Genomic DNA, 18,938 nt, shown 5'->3' on the forward strand with positions numbered 1-18,938 from the left:
GTTGAGCGAGTCATGCCAATAGGAATGTTTCCAGCAATTGTTGCGTAAGTACAAAAGCTGGCCGATAGAAAAGCAAAAAAGGACTTGCCCAATGAACAAGTCCTTTTCTTGTATATATGACAATAGACCTATTATCGGTCGATCGAACCAAGTACTTTTTTCATGAAGGCATTGCCCGCATCTTTTTCAGACATTCCAGAAGCAACCATTTCATGCACTTCCATGGCTCCGCATAGATTGGAAATCAGTTCCCCGATCACATCCAACTCGGGATCCTTGAGGGAAGGAGCTTCAGAAATATTTTCCAATACAGCCAGAGCGGTTTCGATTTGCTCAGGAGTACAGGTTCTTTGGATAGTCTTAATTACTGGCAACTTCATGGATCAAAGCCTTTAATTGATCTTCCTTGTTTGTTTGAATTTGATTCACCAACTGGCCTCCTTTGAAAGAAGCAAAAGTAGGCAGGTTGTTAACCTGCGCCAGTTTGCGGGAATTAGGAAATTTTTCCGCATCTACCAAGACAAAAAGCTTGTCCTGATTTTCACCAGCCAGTCTTTTGAACTTAGGCTTCATGATGCGACAGTTGCCACACCAGCCGGCAGAATACTGCACCACCACCTGTTCGTGATTGGCTACCAGCTCCTGCAAAGTATCGTCAGTTAATTCGATCATGATTAATTATTGGATAGATAGTTTGCTACACCTTCGTTGGTTGCCTGCATCGCTTCTTTTCCTTCCTCCCAGTTGGCAGGACATACTTCTCCAAACTTCTCTACGTGCAACTGTGCATCGATCAGTCTCAAATATTCGTCGATATTTCTACCCAATGGGAAGTCATTTACAGATTCGTGACGAACGATCCCCTCTTTGTCAATTAGGAAAGTACCTCTGTATGCGATAGGTGCACCTGAGAAAGACCAAGTACGAGTTTCTGCGTTGAAAGAATACTCACCGCCCAAAACACCATAGTTCAGGGAAATAGTCTTAGCCACATCAGCCAAGATAGTATAGGTCACGCCTTCGATTCCCCCTTCATCTTTTGGAGTCATCAACCAAGCCAGGTGGGTTTCTTCAGTATCAGTGGAGCAACCGATAACCACAGTTTCTCTTTTTTCAAACTCAGCCAATTTTTCCTGGAAAGCATGAAGCTCGGTAGGACAAACGAAGGTAAAGTCCTTTGGATAGAAGAAAAGGATAACGTTCTTCTTACCCAAGTACTGATCCAAGCTGAAGTTTTCAACGATCTCTTCACCGTTGATTACTGCTCCCACTGAGAAATGAGGAGCTTTTTTTCCGACTAACGCCATAATGTATTTAATGAAATTTTATTACCCAAAATTAGGTACTTCTGTCATTCTATTAAAATTTCATGCTATTTATTGAAAATCTCATAAAATCATTAAGATTAAATAATTCGAAAATTAATTTGGCGCTTTTCCTTTTAGAGCAAATTCAAAACCGAAATTCTAAGGATTTTAGAAAGGAAAAAAGGTCATGATAAAAATCTATGAGTCATTAAAAAAATAAATACCAAAAACCTTTTTGGACGGGACTCAGATAGACCCTTAATATTCAAGGATTACTCACCAAGCATTACCATTTTTTGATTGGAATTTGAATTTGCCAATTCGCTTAAAACCAAAATCACACCTTTCAAACTTGAATTTAAACAGAATATCCTCCTCGCTAGGATTTTAGATTCATTTGACCTATTTTTCCACTTTGACACAATAGCGCTAATTCCATGAAAAAACAACTGTTAATTATCTTATTGGCATGTTTTGCCTTTGCGGCAAAGTCACAGGCTCAGGAAGCTATATTCCGTGCCCAGCAAATCATCTCACCAGAAATCCATGATGATTCCTCTGTGACATTTAGACTTTTTGCTCCCAATGCAACTTCTGTTCAGGTCACAGGAGACTTTTTACCAACTATGAAAATAGATACTCCCCGTGGGCAAATGGATGGACCAGGAAAAGCAGACTTGAACAAGGATGAAAATGGAGTATGGACTTATAAAAGTGAGGTTCTGAAACCAGAGCTATACAATTACTCCTTTATCATTGACGGTTTTACCACTACAGATCCCAGCAACCCATTTCTGATCCGTGATGTGGCATCCTCAACCAATATTTTTATTGTAGGTGGAGGTCACGCCGACTTATTTAAAGTAAATGATATTCCTCATGGAACTGTAGCCCGACGCTGGTATGACAGCCCGGGATTGGGAATGGACAGAAGAATAACCATTTACACTCCTCCAGGGTATGAAAATTCCCAGGAATCCTATCCAGTACTTTACCTTCTTCACGGTGCCGGAGGAGATGAGGAAGCCTGGATCAACCTGGGTCGCACATCCCAAATCCTTGACAATTTGATTGCCCAAGGGAAAGCAAAACCTATGATTGTGGTGATGCCCAATGGCAATGTCATCCAAGATGGAGCTCCCGGCGAGGGAAGCATGGGCTTTTATAAACCACAGTTTATGGTAGCAAAAACTATGGATGGAACCTACGAAAGTGCCTTTGGGGATATCATCAAATTTGTGGAAAGCAATTACCGGGTAAAAGCAGAAAAAGCAAATCGTGCAATCGCAGGATTATCCATGGGAGGATTTCATACTATGCACATTTCCCGATACTACCCCAATACATTCGATTACATCGGACTCTACTCTGCAGCCCTGATGCCAAGGGAAGATGCAACTGGAAAAGTTTACAGCAATATCGATGAGACCCTAAAAACTCAAATGGAAAATGGGTATAAGTTATATTGGATAGCAATTGGTAAGACCGATTTCTTATATCAAGCCAACCAAGATTTTCGTACTAAACTGGATTCTATGGGAATGCCTTATGAGTATGTAGAATCTGAAGGAGGGCACATTTGGAGAAACTGGAGAGTATATTTATCACAATTTGTCCCACTCCTTTTCAATTAATCAGGCTTTTATGAAAATCAAAATTCAGATTTTAGCACTTGCTACATTCTTATTTATTGGTAGCACAATCAGCCTTCAAGCACAGGAAATCAGTGCCATGCAGGCTCCTCAGGTCGTTTCTCCGGATGTTTCAGCTGACAATTCGGTAACCTTCCGGGTATTTTCCCCTTCTGCCAATGAAGTCAGCATCAATGGTAGTTGGATGGGTTTTAGGGAAAAACTACCATTGACGAAGGAAGAAAACGGAGTTTGGTCCGTTACAGTAGATCCTCTACCCTCTTCCATGTACCATTACAATTTCTTTATCGATGGGGTAATGGCCATTGACCCCACCAATCCACATGCTCTGAGGGACGGTACCCGATATGCAAGCCTATTGATGGTACCGGGAGAAGGCTCTGAAGTTTTTCAGTTGAACGACACTCCTCATGGAAACATATCCCAAGTGTGGTATGATTCTCCCTCTTTGGGCATCAAAAGAAGAATGTATGTATACACTCCACCAGGGTATGATTCCGGGTCAGAATCTTATCCGGTCCTATACCTTCTTCACGGCGCTGGAGGAGATGAAGATGCCTGGACCTCTTTGGGGCGAGCCAACCTGATTTTGGACAATCTGATCGCAGAAGGAAAAGCCAAACCCATGTTGGTGGTTATGACCAATGGAAATGCTTGGCAAACCTCCACGCTCAGAAATATCCCGGGACTTCCTGCCCCAAGCCGGGAGACTTTCGCACAGTTTCAAGGGAAGTTTGAGAAAAGCTTGGTAGAAGACGTGGTGCCTTATATCGAAAAGAACTTCCGGGTAATTGCCGATAAAGATCACCGGGCCCTTGCCGGGCTCTCCATGGGCGGAGGGCATACCATCACCGCATCCATTACTTACCCAGGAACCTTTGGGTACATTGGAGTTTTCAGTAGCGGGATTTTTAACCAAAATGCGGACATGGAGGAATTGGAACAGCAGTTTCTTGCTTTGAAAAAGTCAGGCGTGCATAAATATTGGGTTGGCTGTGGCAAAGAAGATTTTGTAATGGAATCCAATAAGCGACTACTCAGTATTCTCGAAAAAACAGATTTTGAGCATGAATACTTTGAAAACGAAGGGGGACACACCTGGGCCAACTGGAGAACCTATTTATCCATGTTTGCTCCGATGCTCTTTTAAAAAAACCTGATCTAGATAAAAAGCGTAAGCCCCAAAGGCTTGCGCTTTTTGTTTGTGGAGCTAATTCCCACTTTAGGAAATCAGATTTTAATTGGTATGAAAGGACTTTTAAAGCTCGAGGAATTGGGCATGTTGATTTTAAGCTTTTGGGCATTCCACCTGACGGAACAATCCTGGTGGTGGTTTTTTGGTCTATTTTTAGTTCCGGATATCGGAATGACAGGGTATTTGCTCAATGAAAAAACAGGGTCTTGGACCTATAATATTTTTCATCACAAAGGAATTGCCTTGTTGGTTTTCTTCACGGGTGTTTTTCTCTCTTCAATGCATCTTCAGATTGCAGGCATCATTCTATTTGCCCATGCTTCATTTGACCGGATGCTGGGATATGGATTGAAGTATGAAAAAGGATTCAAGTTCACACATTTGGGAGAAATAGGACCTTCAAAGAATAAACAAGTCCTATAAAGAATTCCTTTTTAGAATTAGTCGATGCCAAGAGGTTTCCGAAATCCTAAATTTTTCTAAAAAACTCCTCGACCATAGTTCTATTTTAAAAAAGATTAATTTACTTTGAATTACAAAGTACTTTTAACATGAGAAAACCGGAACAAGAATTAGCCGAGATCAAGTCCATGATGGAGCGCAGCACACGCTTTCTTTCTTTGAGTGGATTGTCGGGGGTATTGGCAGGAATATATGCCTTAATCGGATCAGGTATGGCCTGGTTCTGGATCTATGGCGGGTTTTCCAATAATGGAATGAATGCCCAGACTTTGGAGGGAAAGGAAGCCCTGCATTCCATTTTGATTACCGCCCTGGTAGTTTTGATCTTAGCCTTGGGAACAGCTTACCTTTTAAGTCAACGAAAAAGCAAGAAAAGCTCAACCCAGTTTTGGTCTCCGGCTGGCAGAAGGTTTTTAATGGCATTATTTATCCCGGTGATTTCTGGAGGCCTTTTCTCCTTTGCTTTGATACATGAAGGGTATTTCCACATGGTAGCAGCCTCCACACTCCTCTTTTATGGACTGGGCTTGATCAATGCTGGCCATTTTACTTTGAGTGAAATCAAGAATTTGGGAATCGGCCAATTGATCCTTGGTCTGATTGCTGCATTTCATCCAACCTATGGATTGATTTGCTGGGCATTGGGGTTTGGAGTTCTGCATGTGATCTATGGCTCCATGATGCATTACAAATACGACAGATAAGGTGAAGGGAACATACGACAAGGCATTTGAGAACATTGTTCGTCTTCGCATCATGTCCATCTTGATGGTCAATGAGCAGTTTGACTTCAATTCCTTCAAAGAAATACTTGAGGTGACTGACGGTAATCTAGCTTCCCATCTCAGAAACCTTGAAAACCAAGCCTATATCAAAGTGGAAAAAACCTTTGTCGGAAGGAAACCCCTTACCCAATATTCAGCCACTGATGCCGGAAAAAAAGCCTTTCAGTCCCATCTGGACTTTCTGGAAAATTTGATCAAGGAAAACAAGTCTTAAAAATTTTTAAGCATGTACTTTGAATTTCAAAGTACTTTAAAAATTGAATCATATGAAAAAATCAAATCGATCCATCTTCGGAATAGAGGTGAAAACTTTGGTTCTACCCGCAATTTTAGGAGCTATAATTCCTACTGCCCTTTTGGCCTTCCTGATCCTGGCAAATTCGGACTCTTTCGCTCCTTGGATGGTCTCCCCATTGTTGATCATTCCTGCAGGGGGAGCCTCCGGAGGAATTTTCTTTTACCTTATTGGATTCCTGTGGTTTCCAAAAGGCAACCAAAAACTCATCGCCATCCTTTTCAGCTCGTTAATCTATATTGTAGCCATATGGATCAGTTCTGTATTGGCTTTCAATTTCACCGGGCATTGGAATTAAAATCACTGAAGAATCAATAAATTAAATAAGCCTAAGCCTCAAATGCCCATGAAAGAATCCATCCTCTCCCATCTTGACCAAGCCGACAAGCTCGAAAAGCTCTACAGGAGCAACAAATCTTCCTTTAAGGAAGAATTTAACGAACTCTACCCCCAACTGAAAGGCCAACCATTGGCCGAGTTCTGGCATGAACGGCTGAATTATGAAACCGATACCATCTCTTGGGGGTCTGCCAAAGAGTGGAAATTTGTGGCCCTAGCGGCTCTTCTTGCGGGCCTTTTGGCCAAATTCCCGGCGATCTTTTTCCTGGAAGAACAGTTCTTCTACCCGAGGAATTTAGGCTTCGTTGTCTTCCCTTTTGTTTCGGCTTATTTCCTTTGGAAAACCCAAACTTCGCGTAAAACAATTGGAATCCTGGCAGTAGTTATGGCTATAGCCGCTCTTTACATCAACTTGCTACCCGACAATAAAGAAAGCGACACCTTAATCTTAGCCTGTATGCATTTGCCCTTACTGCTTTGGGCGATACTAGGAGCATCTTTTTCTGGAGGACATATTTCCAATCTTGGAAAAAGGCTTGAATACCTAAGATTTAATGGGGATACAGTTGTCATGGGGGCGATTTTATTGCTGGCAGGTCTTTTAATGTCCGGAATCACAGTTGGACTTTTTGGTTTGATCGGATTGAATATTGAAAAATTCTATTTCGAATGGATTGCCGTTTTTGGACTTGCGGCAGCACCTTTGGTTGCGGTACACCTCACTCAAACCAACCCGCAATTAGTCAACAAAGTCCCTCCTATCATTGCCAAAATCTTCAGTCCGCTAGTCTTGGTGATGCTGGTTATTTACCTGGGCGCAATAGTCTACTCCGGAAAGGATCCCTACAATGACCGGGAATTCCTTTTGCTCTTCAATATGCTTTTGATTGGGGTGATGGGTTTGGTCTTTTTTTCAGTGGCAGAGACATCCAAAAATGAACCGTCCAAGCCGGGGGTTTGGGTCCTATTATTACTGTCTTTTGTCACTATTCTTGTCAATGGCATTGCACTTTCGGCAATACTATTTCGGATATCTGAATGGGGTATCACTCCCAATCGGGTTGCCGTACTTGGGATCAATATCCTAATGCTGATCCACCTATTGATTGTATCGAGGAAATTATTTCAAACCGTTAGAAATTCTTCTACTATTGGAGAAGTGGGAAAAGTAATTGCCTGGTATCTCCCTGTTTATTTTATCTGGACCGGGATTGTAGTATTTCTGTTCCCAGTTTTGTTTGGGTTTAGTTAATTGCAGCAGAGGAAAATCTAATTTTATCAAATGGAAACAATAATCTAAAAGGCTGTCTTTTTTTATTCAGAATTGGATATCTTTCCAGTCTTAAACCTTTACCAAACATGAAAAACAACAAGCTTAATTTCACCATACTTTTGGCTCTTATCTTAGGTTTTTACTCCTGTAGTCCTAAGTCAACAGAGTCAGAGGAATCCGCCGAAACACAAGTGGCAGCACCTGCCCAATTTGGAGGTCTGGCACTTTACACAGTTCGCGATTCCATGGCTAGCGACCCGAAAGCCACCCTACAGGCTGTAGCTGATGCGGGCTATTCCTATGTGGAGGCTGCTAACTATGCGGATGGAAAATTCTATGGAATGGAACCTGCAGAATTTAAGGCCTATTTGGAATCTCTTGGCCTAACCGCTATGAGTGCCCACATGGGTATGGTCAATATGGAAAATGCCGACCAGTTGATCGCTGATGTGAAAGCAGCCGGCATCACCTACTTTGTAATCCCTGTTCCTCCAATGGGTATGTTCACCTTTGATCCGGCTACCCGAAGCATGGGAATGAACGGCACTGCAGATGAACTGGTAGAGATCATGAATACACTTGGCGAAAAGTGCCACAATGCCGGACTGAAATTACTTTACCATAACCATGATTTCGAATTTAAGCCAATGGCGGATGGAACTGTGATTGAAGACTATCTCTTGGAAAAATGCAATCCGGAATATGTGAATTTCCAAATGGACTTATTTTGGGTAACCAAAGCAGAAAAGGATCCTTTGGAGTACTTTGAAAAATATCCGGGCAGATTCATTGCTTGGCATGTTAAAGACATGAATACAGAAGGAAACTTTGCACCGGTAGGAACCGGAACTATTGATTTCAAGAGAATCCTCGCTGAAAAAGAAAAATCAGGGATGGTTTTTTACTTGGTAGAACAAGACAACACCTTTGGTCTAGATCCTTTGGAAGCAATTAAAATCAGCCATAAGGGGCTGGAAGAAATCGGTTTTCAATAAATCTATGCTTCTGGAATAAAAAAGCCAACCCTCGGGTTGGCTTTTTTATTCCCCATGATCCAGCTGAAACCCTTATTCAAAAACAATAAAAAGAGGTATTTTCACTATCCAACCTTCAACTTTTAATAAATGACTGACAACAGCACCCTAATCATCGTTATTGGAATCTTGATTATCCATTTTTTAGCTGGTGTGCTATTTTTACTTTACAAGATTTTCGGAAGCAAATCCAAGGACAAAAACACGGATCATTGATTTGAGACTTTTTTGTCTTCTATAAGCATCTCACGCTTTCCATCGATGGGAAATGGAAGACTCCGCAAACTTTGACCTCTATTAATTCAAACTCATTTCCCCGAAAAAAAATAGATATTCTGATCAATATCATTCCACAGGGCTGAATTTCTTCGGAATTTAAATTGCTGCTATAAGGCTGCTATAAGGAAAGGTTCTTTGATTTTTTAAAAGGGCTGAACGATTCCATTTTTTCAGATCATGCAATTTAGACTTGAGAGGATGTTTATGCTGTAAAAATGCTCATAAAATGAGGATTAGAATCAAACAGATTAAGGAAAAGAAGCTGATTGGGCTTAAACTCACCATGAATCATTTTGAAGACAGAAGTGGAGAGTTGTGGGCCCAATTTCTCTCCAAACGAAGATTAATCTCTCCATTTTCTACCCAGGACATGATCTGCGTCCAGAATTATGAAAAAAACTATTTCAAAAATCTGGATCAGGGAAAAAATTTTGAAAAATGGGTAACTCTGGAAGTACAGGACCATAAAAATATCCCAGAGGGAATGCATGCATTCCTATTAGAAGAAGGCCTCTATGCAGTTATAGAACCATCCTTTTTCAACTGCACTTGGGAAGCACTTCAGCATCTCTTGCAATACTGGCTTCCAAGTACAGATTTCCGACTGGATGACCGCCCGCATTTAGAGGTGTTTTCGGATCGTTCAAAGATATTTTCAAAAACCTGGGAAATATGGATTCCGGTGAAAAAAAAGAAGGCATCTATTCCAAAAAACCCTTACAAACAACGAGGTCTCCATTCAAAAATCGGTTTTAAAAAGCCAAGGGTTTTACAATCCAACTATCTCACCTTGTACACCGACATTCATAAACCAAAGCTCTCAGGGTTAAAACTCCTCGAAAAAAAATCCCCAGTTAAAACCGGGGATTTAGATTTATTTCGCAGGAAGCACCGTGGCTTTGACTTCGCCAAAACCAACCCGGATTCCGTCTTTTTCTCCAAAACCTTTTAAGATCACGGTATCTCCATCCTCAATGAACTTTCTCTCCTCCCCTGTATCCAGTTTTACAACTTTGGTACCCTTCCAAGAAAGCTCCAGCATGGATCCGTAAGAATCCTCAGTCGGACCGGAAATCGTCCCGGATGCCATCATATCCCCAACATTGATATTACATCCATTGACAGTATGATGCGCTAACTGCTGGGCAATATTCCAATACATGTATTTGAAATTGGAAGTACAGACCTTGCTTGCCTGCTTCACCCCTTCCGGCTGGATATAAGCTTCCAGCTGCAAATCAAAACTATGGGGCTTTTCACATTGCAAATAGGGCAAAACCTCCGGATCCTGAACCGGACCCTCCACTCTAAAGTGCTCCAGGGCTTCCAAAGTCACCACCCATGGAGAGATGGACGATGCGAAATTTTTTCCAAGAAAGGGGCCTAAAGGAACATACTCCCATGCCTGAATATCCCTTGCCGACCAATCGTTGAAAAGGACGAACCCAAAGATATACTCCTCTGCATCTTCCGTGGAAACCGAATCCCCCAGTTTGGTAGATTTCCCAGTTATAAATGCCAACTCCAACTCAAAATCTAACCTTCTACTCGGTCCGAAAGAGGGAGTTTCCATATCAGGATCCTTAAATTGACCTTTTGGGCGATAAATTGGCACCCCGGATGGAATAATGGAACTGGATCTACCATGATATCCTACAGGCAGGTGTTTCCAATTAGGAAGGAGCGCATTTTCAGGATCCCTGAACATTTTACCCACATTGGTGGCATGCTCCATACTAGAATAGAAGTCCGTGTAATCTCCGATTTTGACAGGCATCAACATCTCGGCCTCTTTTCGGTTGACCATGACCTTTCCTCGTGCAGAATGGTCACGAAGTTTTTCATTATCGGCTTTTAAAAGCTCTTGTACACGCTCTCGGATTTTTTTGGTTTGAGTTTTCCCCAAAGCAATCAAGTCATTCAAAGCCTCACTGATAAAAATTCCTTCAGGAAGGAATAAATCAGCGAAAAAGCCTTCTTGATCCAAAATTGCCAGATCCACGATCTTATCTCCAATCGCAATTCCAATGCGAGGATCCAGGCGTTTGTTTTTGAAAACCCCGAAGGGAAGATTGTAAATAGTGAAATCAGAATTCTTCGGCACTTCCACCCATGTTTCCAGGGCACTCACTTTACTGTCACTCATGGCAAAAATATTTGAGGGGCAAATTTAGGGTTAAAAGAGGAAATCAAAAGAATAAAAATCAACCGACTTTGCTTTCCAAGCAACAATTCTAATCTAACAAACTACCTGTCAATGATTTATTAAAAATCTTGAAAACACTATGCGGAAAAAGATTGATACCTGCTCCTAAATTTGATTTTAGACCGCTTATCATTTTGCCAAGGAAAATTTAGATCAACTTTATAATTTCAGGTATAAACAATCCCTTTTATGATTAAAACTGGTATCAAATCAATTTTGCTGTCACTCCTCCTCTTAATTCAATGGGAGGTATTTGCACAAGAAAAGTCCCTCCTGGATCAATTGGAGGAAGTCGCCATTGTGGACCAAAAGGTCATGATGCCCATGCGAGATGGGAACCGACTGGCTACAGATATTTATAGGCCCAAAACCGATGAACCTGTACCCATTGTTTTTTCGCGAACACCCTACAACTTCAATACTTACGGAGATGGGGAACTACGGACCAGAACCCTACAAACAGCTCTGGAATGGGTAAAAAAAGGCTATGCCTATGTAGTCCAAAATGAAAGAGGAAGATTTTTTTCCGAGGGCGAATGGGATATCCTAGGCACTCCCCTAACCGACAGCTATGATGCCTTTGACTGGATGGCAAAACAGTCCTGGAGCAACGGGAAAATCGGAACCTTGGGATGCTCCTCTACTGCAGAATGGCAAATGGCTGCGGCATCCTTGGATCATCCTGCTTTGGCAGCCTTGGTTCCACAAGGATTTGGCGCAGGGGTAGGAAGAATCGGGGAATATTTTGAGCAGGGCAATTGGTATCGCGGCGGTGCCGGACAAATGCTTTTTACTGCCTGGCTATATGGAACCCAACATGATCCATTGGCCCCGAGACTTCAAAAAGGAATTTCACAGGAAGACTTATTACGCCTCCAAAGATTCTATGACATGGCACCTGAGTATCCTCGAGTGGACTGGAAAGAAGGACTTGCCCACTTACCCGTTCAGGATATTATCAAAAATGTCAATGGACCAAGAGGAATCTATGAAGAGATGATCACCCGTAAGCCCAATGATGCCAGGTGGTATCAAGGAGGCCTTTATCATGATGACATGCCTTTTGACAAGCCTAGCTTTTGGTTCGTTTCCTGGTACGATGTATCCACAAGCCCCAATTTGGCCCTATACAACCATGTCAGAGAAAACGCTCTCAGCAAAAAAGCCAGAGACAACCAGTATTTGGTCATTGCCCCAGTGCTACATTGTTCCTATACCAGAGCCACTGAAAACACCATAGTTGGAGAACGGAGTGTCGGAGATGCCAGACTGAATTACGATGAAATCATCACCGCTTGGTTTGACCTATGGCTAAAAGGGGATGACAAAGGAGCAATCGCAAAAATGCCAAAAGTCACCTATTATACAATGGGTTCCAATAAATGGCAAAGTTCAGATGTTTGGCCTCCTGCATCAGCAAAAATGACAACCTTCTACCTAGACTCTGAAGGCAATGCCAATACTAGAAATGGAGATGGAAAACTGGTATCCAAGCTCCCAAAGAAAGGAAATAAAGACACTTTCAAATACGACCCCATGAATCCAGTCAACTCCTACGGCGGTAATGTCTGCTGTACAGGAAACGCAGTTCAGGGAGGTTCCTTTGACCAATCCGAAATGGAACTAAGGGACGACATTCTGGTCTACACTTCCGAGCCATTGGAAGAGGGAGTTGAAATTTCCGGGTTTATTGAAAGTTATCTCTACCTTTCATCAGATGTCAAAGACACCGACGTAACCATCAAACTAATCGATGTGTATCCTGATGGAAAAGCCTACAATCTAGATGAAACCATACAGCGGGTGAGATATAGAGAAAGCTATGAAAAAGAGGTCTGGATGGAAGAAGGGAAGGTCTATGAAGTTAAGATGACTCCGATGAGTACTTCCAACTTTTTCGAAAAAGGACATAGAATCAGAATCGAAATCAGCAGTTCCAACTTCCCGCGCTTTGACCGCAACATGAATACTGGGGGCAACAATTATGATGAGACCGAGGGTGTGATTGCAACCAACAGCATACATCATGGAGGAATTCATCCAAGCAAAATCGTCCTTCCAATGATTAAATAATCGCTTATCCACAAATCCAAACTAAACAAGGAGGGGGTGCTTTTTCAGGCTCTCCCTCCTTTTTATCAAAATTTATCAATCAAAAACCACTTTGATTCAATTAATCAGGGTATTTACCCTTTTATCATATTTTTTATTTTTTAAATCATAAAACAACAATGGATTGACTGATTTTTAGGAAATTTAGTTAAACCAAATTTCAACTTTTATGAACAGATTTTACAAACCTTTACTAACCTTAGCCTTCTTTTGGCTATCGGTTGGCTGGGCCTGGGCACAGTATTCCGTAACAGGAACTGTCTCAGATGACCGAACTGGCGAACCACTCATTGGTGCGTCCATTCTTTTGAAAGGGACAACAACAGGAACCGTTACAGATTTAGACGGAAATTTTTCCTTAAGTGTCCCAAACAATGAAGATGCAACTATTGTAGTTTCATCAATCGGCTTCCTTAGCCAGGAGTTCAGTATTTCTCCAAACTTGGGAAAATTGAATATCCGATTGAAGCAGGACGCCACCAACCTTGAAGAGGTAGTGGTAACTGGTCTGGCTTCTTCGGTTAAGAGAAGTAACCTAGCCAATGCCGTTTCAACGGTATCCTCAAAGGATTTAACAGGTACTACTACTATTCAGACAACTGACGGAGCCTTGTATGGAAAAGTAGCAGGTGCCACAATCCGCTCCAACGGTGGTGCTCCAGGTGGTGGTATGTCTATCCAGCTTCGGGGAATTTCCAGCCTATCGGGAGCTTCTCAACCTTTGATTATTGTGGATGGAGTATACATCAGCAATGCAACCCAACGAACTGGACGAGCTACAGTATCCGGAGCTGGTGGAAGCAACCAGGATGACGGGGCCAATAGATTAGCTGATTTGAACCCTGCAGATATTGAAAATATCGAAGTCTTGAAAGGTCCATCTGCTGCCGCCATCTATGGTACTCGGGCCAATGCTGGTGTAATAATTATTACCACCAAAAGAGGCTCTGCGGGAAGAACGACTGTCTCTCTTTCTCAGGACATTGGTTTCGCTGAACCACTTCGACTTCTTGGTGTAGATGATTGGAGCGAGGAAAAAATCAACTTCTTCTATCCAGAAGCAAGAAGACCAGTAGAGCTGGAACGCTTTAGAGCAGCACAGGCTTCTGGAAATTTTGTTAATTATGAAGACTTTTTTTACAACAACAAAGCCCTCTTGCTGAACTCAAGAATCAACGTAACGGGCGGAGACGAAAAGACTAAGTTCTTTGTGTCAGGAAATATCAGCAATGAGGACGGAACTGTAAGAAACACCGGTTTTGAAAGGTATTCTGTAAGAGCAAATATTGATCATAAAATCAATAACTCAATCAAATTAGGAGTATCCTCAAACTATATCCAATCCAGCACCGACAGAGGTTTTACAGGAAATCAAAACAATACCGGAGCCAGTATTGGATACAGCATAGCCTATGTTCCTAATTACTTCGATCTGAGAAGAAATACCGATGGAACCTATCCTGTGAATCCTTATTTTTCAGAAAATCCAGTTGCGGTTACCGATAACGCCACCAACAATTCAGAGGTAAACAGATTTATCCAGGCATTCACATTGGATGTTGACCTATTAAAAACAAACAACAGCTTTCTGAAAGCTTCTTTGGCTGGGGGTTTGGACTTCCTTCAAAATCGTACGTTGGTTTACCTTCCTGAATTTTTACAGTTCCAAAGGGCTCAAGCAAATCCAGGAGACATCCTGAAAGGCAAACAGGAAAGCTTCAATACAAACTTCCAAGCTGCTCTGGTATACAACTGGAACCTTGGAAAGGTAAACATGAATTCGCAAGCCGGCTTGGTTCGACTTGACTTTAAAGAGAATGCTTTGTTCAACAGAGGTAGAGGTCTTGTCCCAGGACAAACCAACCTGCGACAGGCTGCAATTCAGGAAATCAATCAGGAGTTTACCCAAGAAGTACAAGAAGCAGGTATTTTCCTTCAGCAAGAGGCAAACTTGGAGGATAAATTGATCGGAACGGTAGGTATACGATGGGACAAGTCAACTTTAAATGGTGATCCTAACCAATTCTATGCGTTCCCAAGAGCATCCATGGCTGTCAATCTGACCAATTTTGACTTTTGGAGCAGCTCCTTCATCAATCAGTTGAAACCAAGGATAGCCTATGGTGAAACTGCCGGACCCGTTGGATTTGGAGCAACCTTCACCCCTCTAGGAGGCACTAACATTGGAGGTTTATTAGGGTCTGTAGTTTCCACTCAAATCGGAAATACCCAAATCAGACCTGAAACAGCAACAGAACTTGAATTCGGAGTTGATGCAGGATTCTTCAACAACAGGCTGAGTTTGGAGGCTACCTACTACATCAAAAACACTCAAAATAATATTCAAAACCTGAATCTGTCTCCATCCACAGGGGTAAACACAACTCCAAGCAATGAAGCAGAGCTACAAAATAAAGGTATTGAATTGGGTATTTCAGGTACCATTATCGAAAAAACAAATCTCAGATGGTTCTCAAGAGTCTTGTTCTGGAAAAATGAAATCGAGATGAAAAGACTGGGAATCCCAACCTACATTTCAGGTGCCTTTGGAGCTGGTTTGGGAACCTTCCTCTATGCGGAGGGATATTCACCAACCACTATTGTCGGTACTCCCGCCAATGCGGACAACCCCGGTGGTTTTACCATTTGGGGAAATTCCCAGCCTGATTTCAACATGTCTTTTTACAATACCCTAAGCATTCTGAAAGGACTTGAGCTTTCATTCTTAATTGATTGGAGACAAGGCGGAGATAATATCAACCTTACTTCCTTCCTAACAGATGGAGGAGGAACCACCAATGGATGGTTTGATGATGACAACGGTGACGGGATTCCAAATGGAAGACAGAGGGAACCAGCTCCTCACAATAATGCAGGTCGATGGGTTCAAGATGCAACCTTTGTTAAAGTCCGCGAAATTGGTCTTTACTACACAATTCCTCGCGCGACAATTTCAGAATGGTTTGGCAATTCGGTTCAAAATATCCGAGTTGGAGGATCAGTCAACAATGCGTTCTTGTTCACCAATTACGAAGGGTATGATCCGGAAACTTCCACTTTCGGAGCACAGGCAGTCGCCAACAACGTTGATATTGCTCCATACCCTACGCCGAGAAGAGTATTCTTTCACCTAACCATTGACTTCTAAACCGGCATAACCATGAAAAAGACATTAAAAAACATAGGAAAAGCGATGGCATTTGCCGGAATACTGGCAGCTTGCAATCCACTTCAATTAGACGAAATCCAAGACCCAAACAACCCTTCTGTAGGTTCGGTCTCCAACAATGCTTCTAGAGAACAAATCCAATTTTTAATTACCGGTTTGGAATCCAGACATCGTGGATATGTAACCAATTTATCCCAAGCATGGAACACCTTTGGCAGAGAGGTTTGGTACCTAAATGCCTCAGATCCCCGATTCCAGACAGACTGGTTAGGACAAAATGGAAGAGTTCCTGACCGTTCTTATTTTGGGTTTGGAAATACAGGAGGTGGCTCCTGGGCTTCTCCTTACCAAGCAATCAAGCAAGCAGAGGTTTTGATAGAGGCTGGTGCAAACACCAACAACATCCCAGAATCATCCAAAAATGCTGTGGTGGGTTTTGCAAAAACCATACAGGGATACCAATTCATGATTCCTGCAAATTTTGTCTATGACAACGGAATTCGAATTGATGTTGCAGACCCCTTAAATCCAGGCCCTTTTGTTCCCTATGCACAGGCCTTAGACGCTATCAAAGGAATCCTAGATGAGGGAGAGCAAGCCTTAAGTAGTGCAGGATCTGGCTCCTTTCCATTTAGCCTAACCCGAGGGTTTGATGGTTTTAAAACCATTCAGGGACTTCGGCAGGTAAACAGGGCCATCACAGCAAGACTTAATGCCTATCGAAAGGATTGGCAGGGGGTTTTGACAGCCTTGGATGGATCATTTATGGATTTAAATGGGGATTTGAATACAGGTCCTGCCCATCCTTATGGAGCTGCCCCTGATATTTTCAACCCACTTTACTATGTACCCAATGCAGCTATCAATACCATCATTGTAGTCCATCCATCCGTCTTGGACGATGCGACTCCAGGCGATTTGAGAGTCGCAACCAAGTTCCTTGAAAGAACAACTCCAGTGACCGTAACAACTGATGCAGGTGCATTGGTGGGTACACATCAGGATGCTAGATGGGCTTCCAATACCACATCGATCCCATTTATTAAAAACGAGGAATTGATTTTGTTGAAAGCAGAAGCCCATGCAAACTTAAATCAGTTTACAGAGGCCATTGAAGCAATAGACATTATCCGAAATGCTGCTGGACTTGATGACTACTCCGGTCCAGCGACCCAAGATGCCCTAATTGACGAGATTCTTTACCAAAGAAGATATTCACTTTGGGCTGAACCTTGGGGTCATAGATGGATAGATGCCCGCAGATATAACAAACTCGATGAAATACCAACCAGCTATGATGGAGGAACTATTTTCACACAGTTTCCTCATCCACAGGCTGAGTTGAGCTGGGATCAGTACACTGGTGGGAATTAATCAATCCACCTGATTAGCTACCTCATCTAATACTAGCCCTCATTGTTATTTCAATGAGGGCTTTTTTTACATTTCCATTATCTAAAACTACACGAGTATCTAGTTTAGAAACCATTCCAAATGGTCTTTGAATTTTATTTTTTTTAAGCGAAATCCGAACCTGGAAAGGAATATTCCTGTTCCTTCCCGATACCTTTGTAAGCCTTAAGCCTCATTTCCTTTGAACCAGCCCACACGCAAACGCGATTATTTTAAGAAAGTATTGGTTTTGGGGGCTCTATGTACCATCAGTCCCTTTTCCATAGACATGTATTTACCGGGATTTCCAGAGATGGCCAAAGACCTTGAAACCCCCATCTCCAATATCCAATTGTCGCTGACTGCCTACTTGGTTGGAATTGCAATTGGTCAGTTATTTTATGGTCCCCTTCTGGACAAATATGGGCGAAAGAAACCCCTTTATGTGGGCTTGGGGATTTATATCGTAGCTTCTGTGGGATGTGCCTTATCCCAATCGGTTGAAAATCTAATTGTAATGCGATTCCTTCAGGCCATAGGTGGCTGTGCTGGGATGGTTTCTGCCCAGGCGATCGTTAGAGATATTTTTCCTGTTGGAAAAATTGCCCAAGTATTATCACTTCTGACATTGGTGATTGCGGTTTCTCCGATGGTTGCCCCCACCCTTGGAGGGTATGTCACAGCCTTTTATAATTGGCATTGGGTATTTATTATTTTGGCTGTTTTGACCCTGATCATCTGGATAGGGTCAATTTGGGTACTTCCTGATGGTGCAGACCCTGACAAGCAGATTTCTCTCCGCCCCACCCAAGTATGGAACAACTACAATTTAGTCCTACACAACAGACAGTTTCTTGTTTACATGTTAGTAGGTGGTTTGGCTGGTGCTGCTCCTTTTGCCTATATCGCGAGTTCTGCGGACGTCTTTATGAACATGTATGGAGTAAGTGAACAAACCTATGGATGGATTTTCGGAATCTTGGCTTTTGCCATGATTGGTTCCACTCAACTCAACCATTTCTTACTTCGTAAGTACAAAAGCCAACAGATCATCAATTTCTCCCTTCACTACCAAGTCATCGCTGGTATGGTGCTCGTAATAGGAACCTATACCCAGATGTTCAATGTATACACTTTGGTTGGTTTGATGTTCCTGTTTCTGACAGCACACGGACTTAATAGCCCAAATACGGCAGCATTGTCCATGGAACCCTTTTACCGCAATGCTGGAAGTGCCTCTGCCCTATTGGGAAGTATGCGCATGGCAATTGGAGGAGTAGTTTCGGCAATAGTTAGCTTTTTCCACGATGGAACCGCAATGCCCATGGTCTTGGGGATGGCGGGATGTGCTCTGGCAGGTTTTATCATCCTAAAAGCCGACCAACATATCCCTGGATCTATCAGCCGACAGTGGTCTGGTTCCACAGTTTAACATCCT

General features: G+C 42.4%; 18 protein-coding genes. 14 read left to right on the plus strand and 4 right to left on the minus strand.

Annotation, left to right across the window (positions count from 1 at the left end):
• Positions 1-131: 131 nt before the first annotated feature.
• From P2G54_RS11980 to P2G54_RS11990, 3 genes are read right to left on the minus strand one after another with little or no spacing between them, the layout of a single operon-like run.
• Positions 132-380 carry a hypothetical protein gene (locus P2G54_RS11980; protein WP_275871419.1) on the minus strand — a complete coding sequence of 83 codons (249 nt, stop codon included), beginning with the start codon at positions 378-380 and terminating at the stop codon, positions 132-134.
• Entirely contained in the window at positions 361-675 is a 315-nt protein-coding gene (locus P2G54_RS11985) for a thioredoxin family protein (RefSeq protein ID WP_275871538.1), read from the minus strand. The genes P2G54_RS11980 and P2G54_RS11985 overlap by 20 nt, the downstream gene beginning before the upstream one ends.
• Positions 675-1,307 (minus strand): peroxiredoxin, encoded by a 633-nt coding sequence (locus tag P2G54_RS11990; protein WP_275871421.1) that lies wholly within the window; start codon positions 1,305-1,307, stop codon positions 675-677. The genes P2G54_RS11985 and P2G54_RS11990 overlap by 1 nt, the downstream gene beginning before the upstream one ends.
• A 437-nt stretch (positions 1,308-1,744) precedes the next feature.
• Here P2G54_RS11990 and P2G54_RS11995 point away from each other — a divergent pair, with 437 nt between their 5' ends.
• The 10 genes from P2G54_RS11995 to P2G54_RS12040 all read left to right on the plus strand — a co-directional run bounded on the left by P2G54_RS11995 (position 1,745) and on the right by P2G54_RS12040 (position 9,573).
• Positions 1,745-2,941 (plus strand): esterase, encoded by a 1,197-nt coding sequence (locus P2G54_RS11995; protein ID WP_275871423.1) that lies wholly within the window; start codon positions 1,745-1,747, stop codon positions 2,939-2,941.
• A gap of 10 nt (positions 2,942-2,951) precedes the next feature.
• Positions 2,952-4,109, plus strand: coding sequence for an esterase (locus tag P2G54_RS12000; RefSeq protein WP_275871425.1), 1,158 nt, complete (start codon positions 2,952-2,954; stop codon positions 4,107-4,109).
• Positions 4,110-4,205: 96 nt separating this feature from the next.
• Entirely contained in the window at positions 4,206-4,577 is a 372-nt protein-coding gene (locus tag P2G54_RS12005; protein ID WP_275871427.1) for a DUF4260 domain-containing protein, read from the plus strand.
• 128 nt (positions 4,578-4,705) lie between these two features.
• A complete protein-coding gene (locus P2G54_RS12010) occupies positions 4,706-5,320 on the plus strand; it encodes a hypothetical protein (RefSeq protein ID WP_275871429.1) in 615 nt (204 codons plus the stop codon).
• A 1-nt stretch (position 5,321) separates the two neighbouring features.
• Positions 5,322-5,615, plus strand: coding sequence for a transcriptional regulator (locus P2G54_RS12015; protein WP_275871431.1), 294 nt, complete (start codon positions 5,322-5,324; stop codon positions 5,613-5,615).
• A gap of 52 nt (positions 5,616-5,667) precedes the next feature.
• Positions 5,668-5,994: a potassium transporter KefB gene (locus tag P2G54_RS12020; protein ID WP_275871433.1), complete on the plus strand. Its 327-nt coding sequence runs from the start codon at positions 5,668-5,670 to the stop codon at positions 5,992-5,994.
• Between the two features lie 48 nt (positions 5,995-6,042).
• The gene (locus tag P2G54_RS12025; protein WP_275871435.1) at positions 6,043-7,287 is read left to right on the plus strand and encodes a hypothetical protein; all 1,245 of its coding nucleotides are present in this window, start codon (positions 6,043-6,045) and stop codon (positions 7,285-7,287) included.
• 107 nt (positions 7,288-7,394) lie between these two features.
• A complete protein-coding gene (locus P2G54_RS12030; RefSeq protein WP_275871437.1) occupies positions 7,395-8,303 on the plus strand; it encodes a sugar phosphate isomerase/epimerase in 909 nt (302 codons plus the stop codon).
• A gap of 129 nt (positions 8,304-8,432) precedes the next feature.
• On the plus strand, positions 8,433-8,558 hold the full coding sequence (locus P2G54_RS12035) for a hypothetical protein (RefSeq protein WP_275871440.1): 126 nt from the start codon (positions 8,433-8,435) through the stop codon (positions 8,556-8,558).
• 289 nt (positions 8,559-8,847) lie between these two features.
• Positions 8,848-9,573 carry a GyrI-like domain-containing protein gene (locus P2G54_RS12040; protein WP_275871442.1) on the plus strand — a complete coding sequence of 242 codons (726 nt, stop codon included), beginning with the start codon at positions 8,848-8,850 and terminating at the stop codon, positions 9,571-9,573.
• Here the strand turns inward: P2G54_RS12040 and fahA are convergent.
• Positions 9,496-10,767, minus strand: a complete 1,272-nt coding sequence (gene fahA / locus P2G54_RS12045) for a fumarylacetoacetase (RefSeq protein WP_275871444.1) — start codon at positions 10,765-10,767, stop codon at positions 9,496-9,498. The two genes, P2G54_RS12040 and fahA, sit on opposite strands and share 78 nt — an antisense overlap.
• Before the next feature lie 249 nt (positions 10,768-11,016).
• Between fahA and P2G54_RS12050 the strand changes: the two genes are divergently transcribed.
• The 4 genes from P2G54_RS12050 to P2G54_RS12065 all read left to right on the plus strand — a co-directional run bounded on the left by P2G54_RS12050 (position 11,017) and on the right by P2G54_RS12065 (position 18,932).
• On the plus strand, positions 11,017-12,900 hold the full coding sequence (locus P2G54_RS12050) for a CocE/NonD family hydrolase (RefSeq protein ID WP_275871446.1): 1,884 nt from the start codon (positions 11,017-11,019) through the stop codon (positions 12,898-12,900).
• Between the two features lie 208 nt (positions 12,901-13,108).
• Positions 13,109-16,087 carry a SusC/RagA family TonB-linked outer membrane protein gene (locus tag P2G54_RS12055; protein ID WP_275871448.1) on the plus strand — a complete coding sequence of 993 codons (2,979 nt, stop codon included), beginning with the start codon at positions 13,109-13,111 and terminating at the stop codon, positions 16,085-16,087.
• A gap of 12 nt (positions 16,088-16,099) precedes the next feature.
• A complete protein-coding gene (locus P2G54_RS12060) occupies positions 16,100-17,482 on the plus strand; it encodes a RagB/SusD family nutrient uptake outer membrane protein (protein ID WP_275871450.1) in 1,383 nt (460 codons plus the stop codon).
• A 220-nt stretch (positions 17,483-17,702) separates the two neighbouring features.
• Entirely contained in the window at positions 17,703-18,932 is a 1,230-nt protein-coding gene (locus P2G54_RS12065; RefSeq protein WP_275871451.1) for a multidrug effflux MFS transporter, read from the plus strand.
• Positions 18,933-18,938: the final 6 nt, after the last annotated feature.

It is taken from the genome of Algoriphagus sp. CAU 1675, from assembly GCF_029222925.1.
Classification (GTDB): Bacteria; Bacteroidota; Bacteroidia; order Cytophagales; family Cyclobacteriaceae; genus Algoriphagus.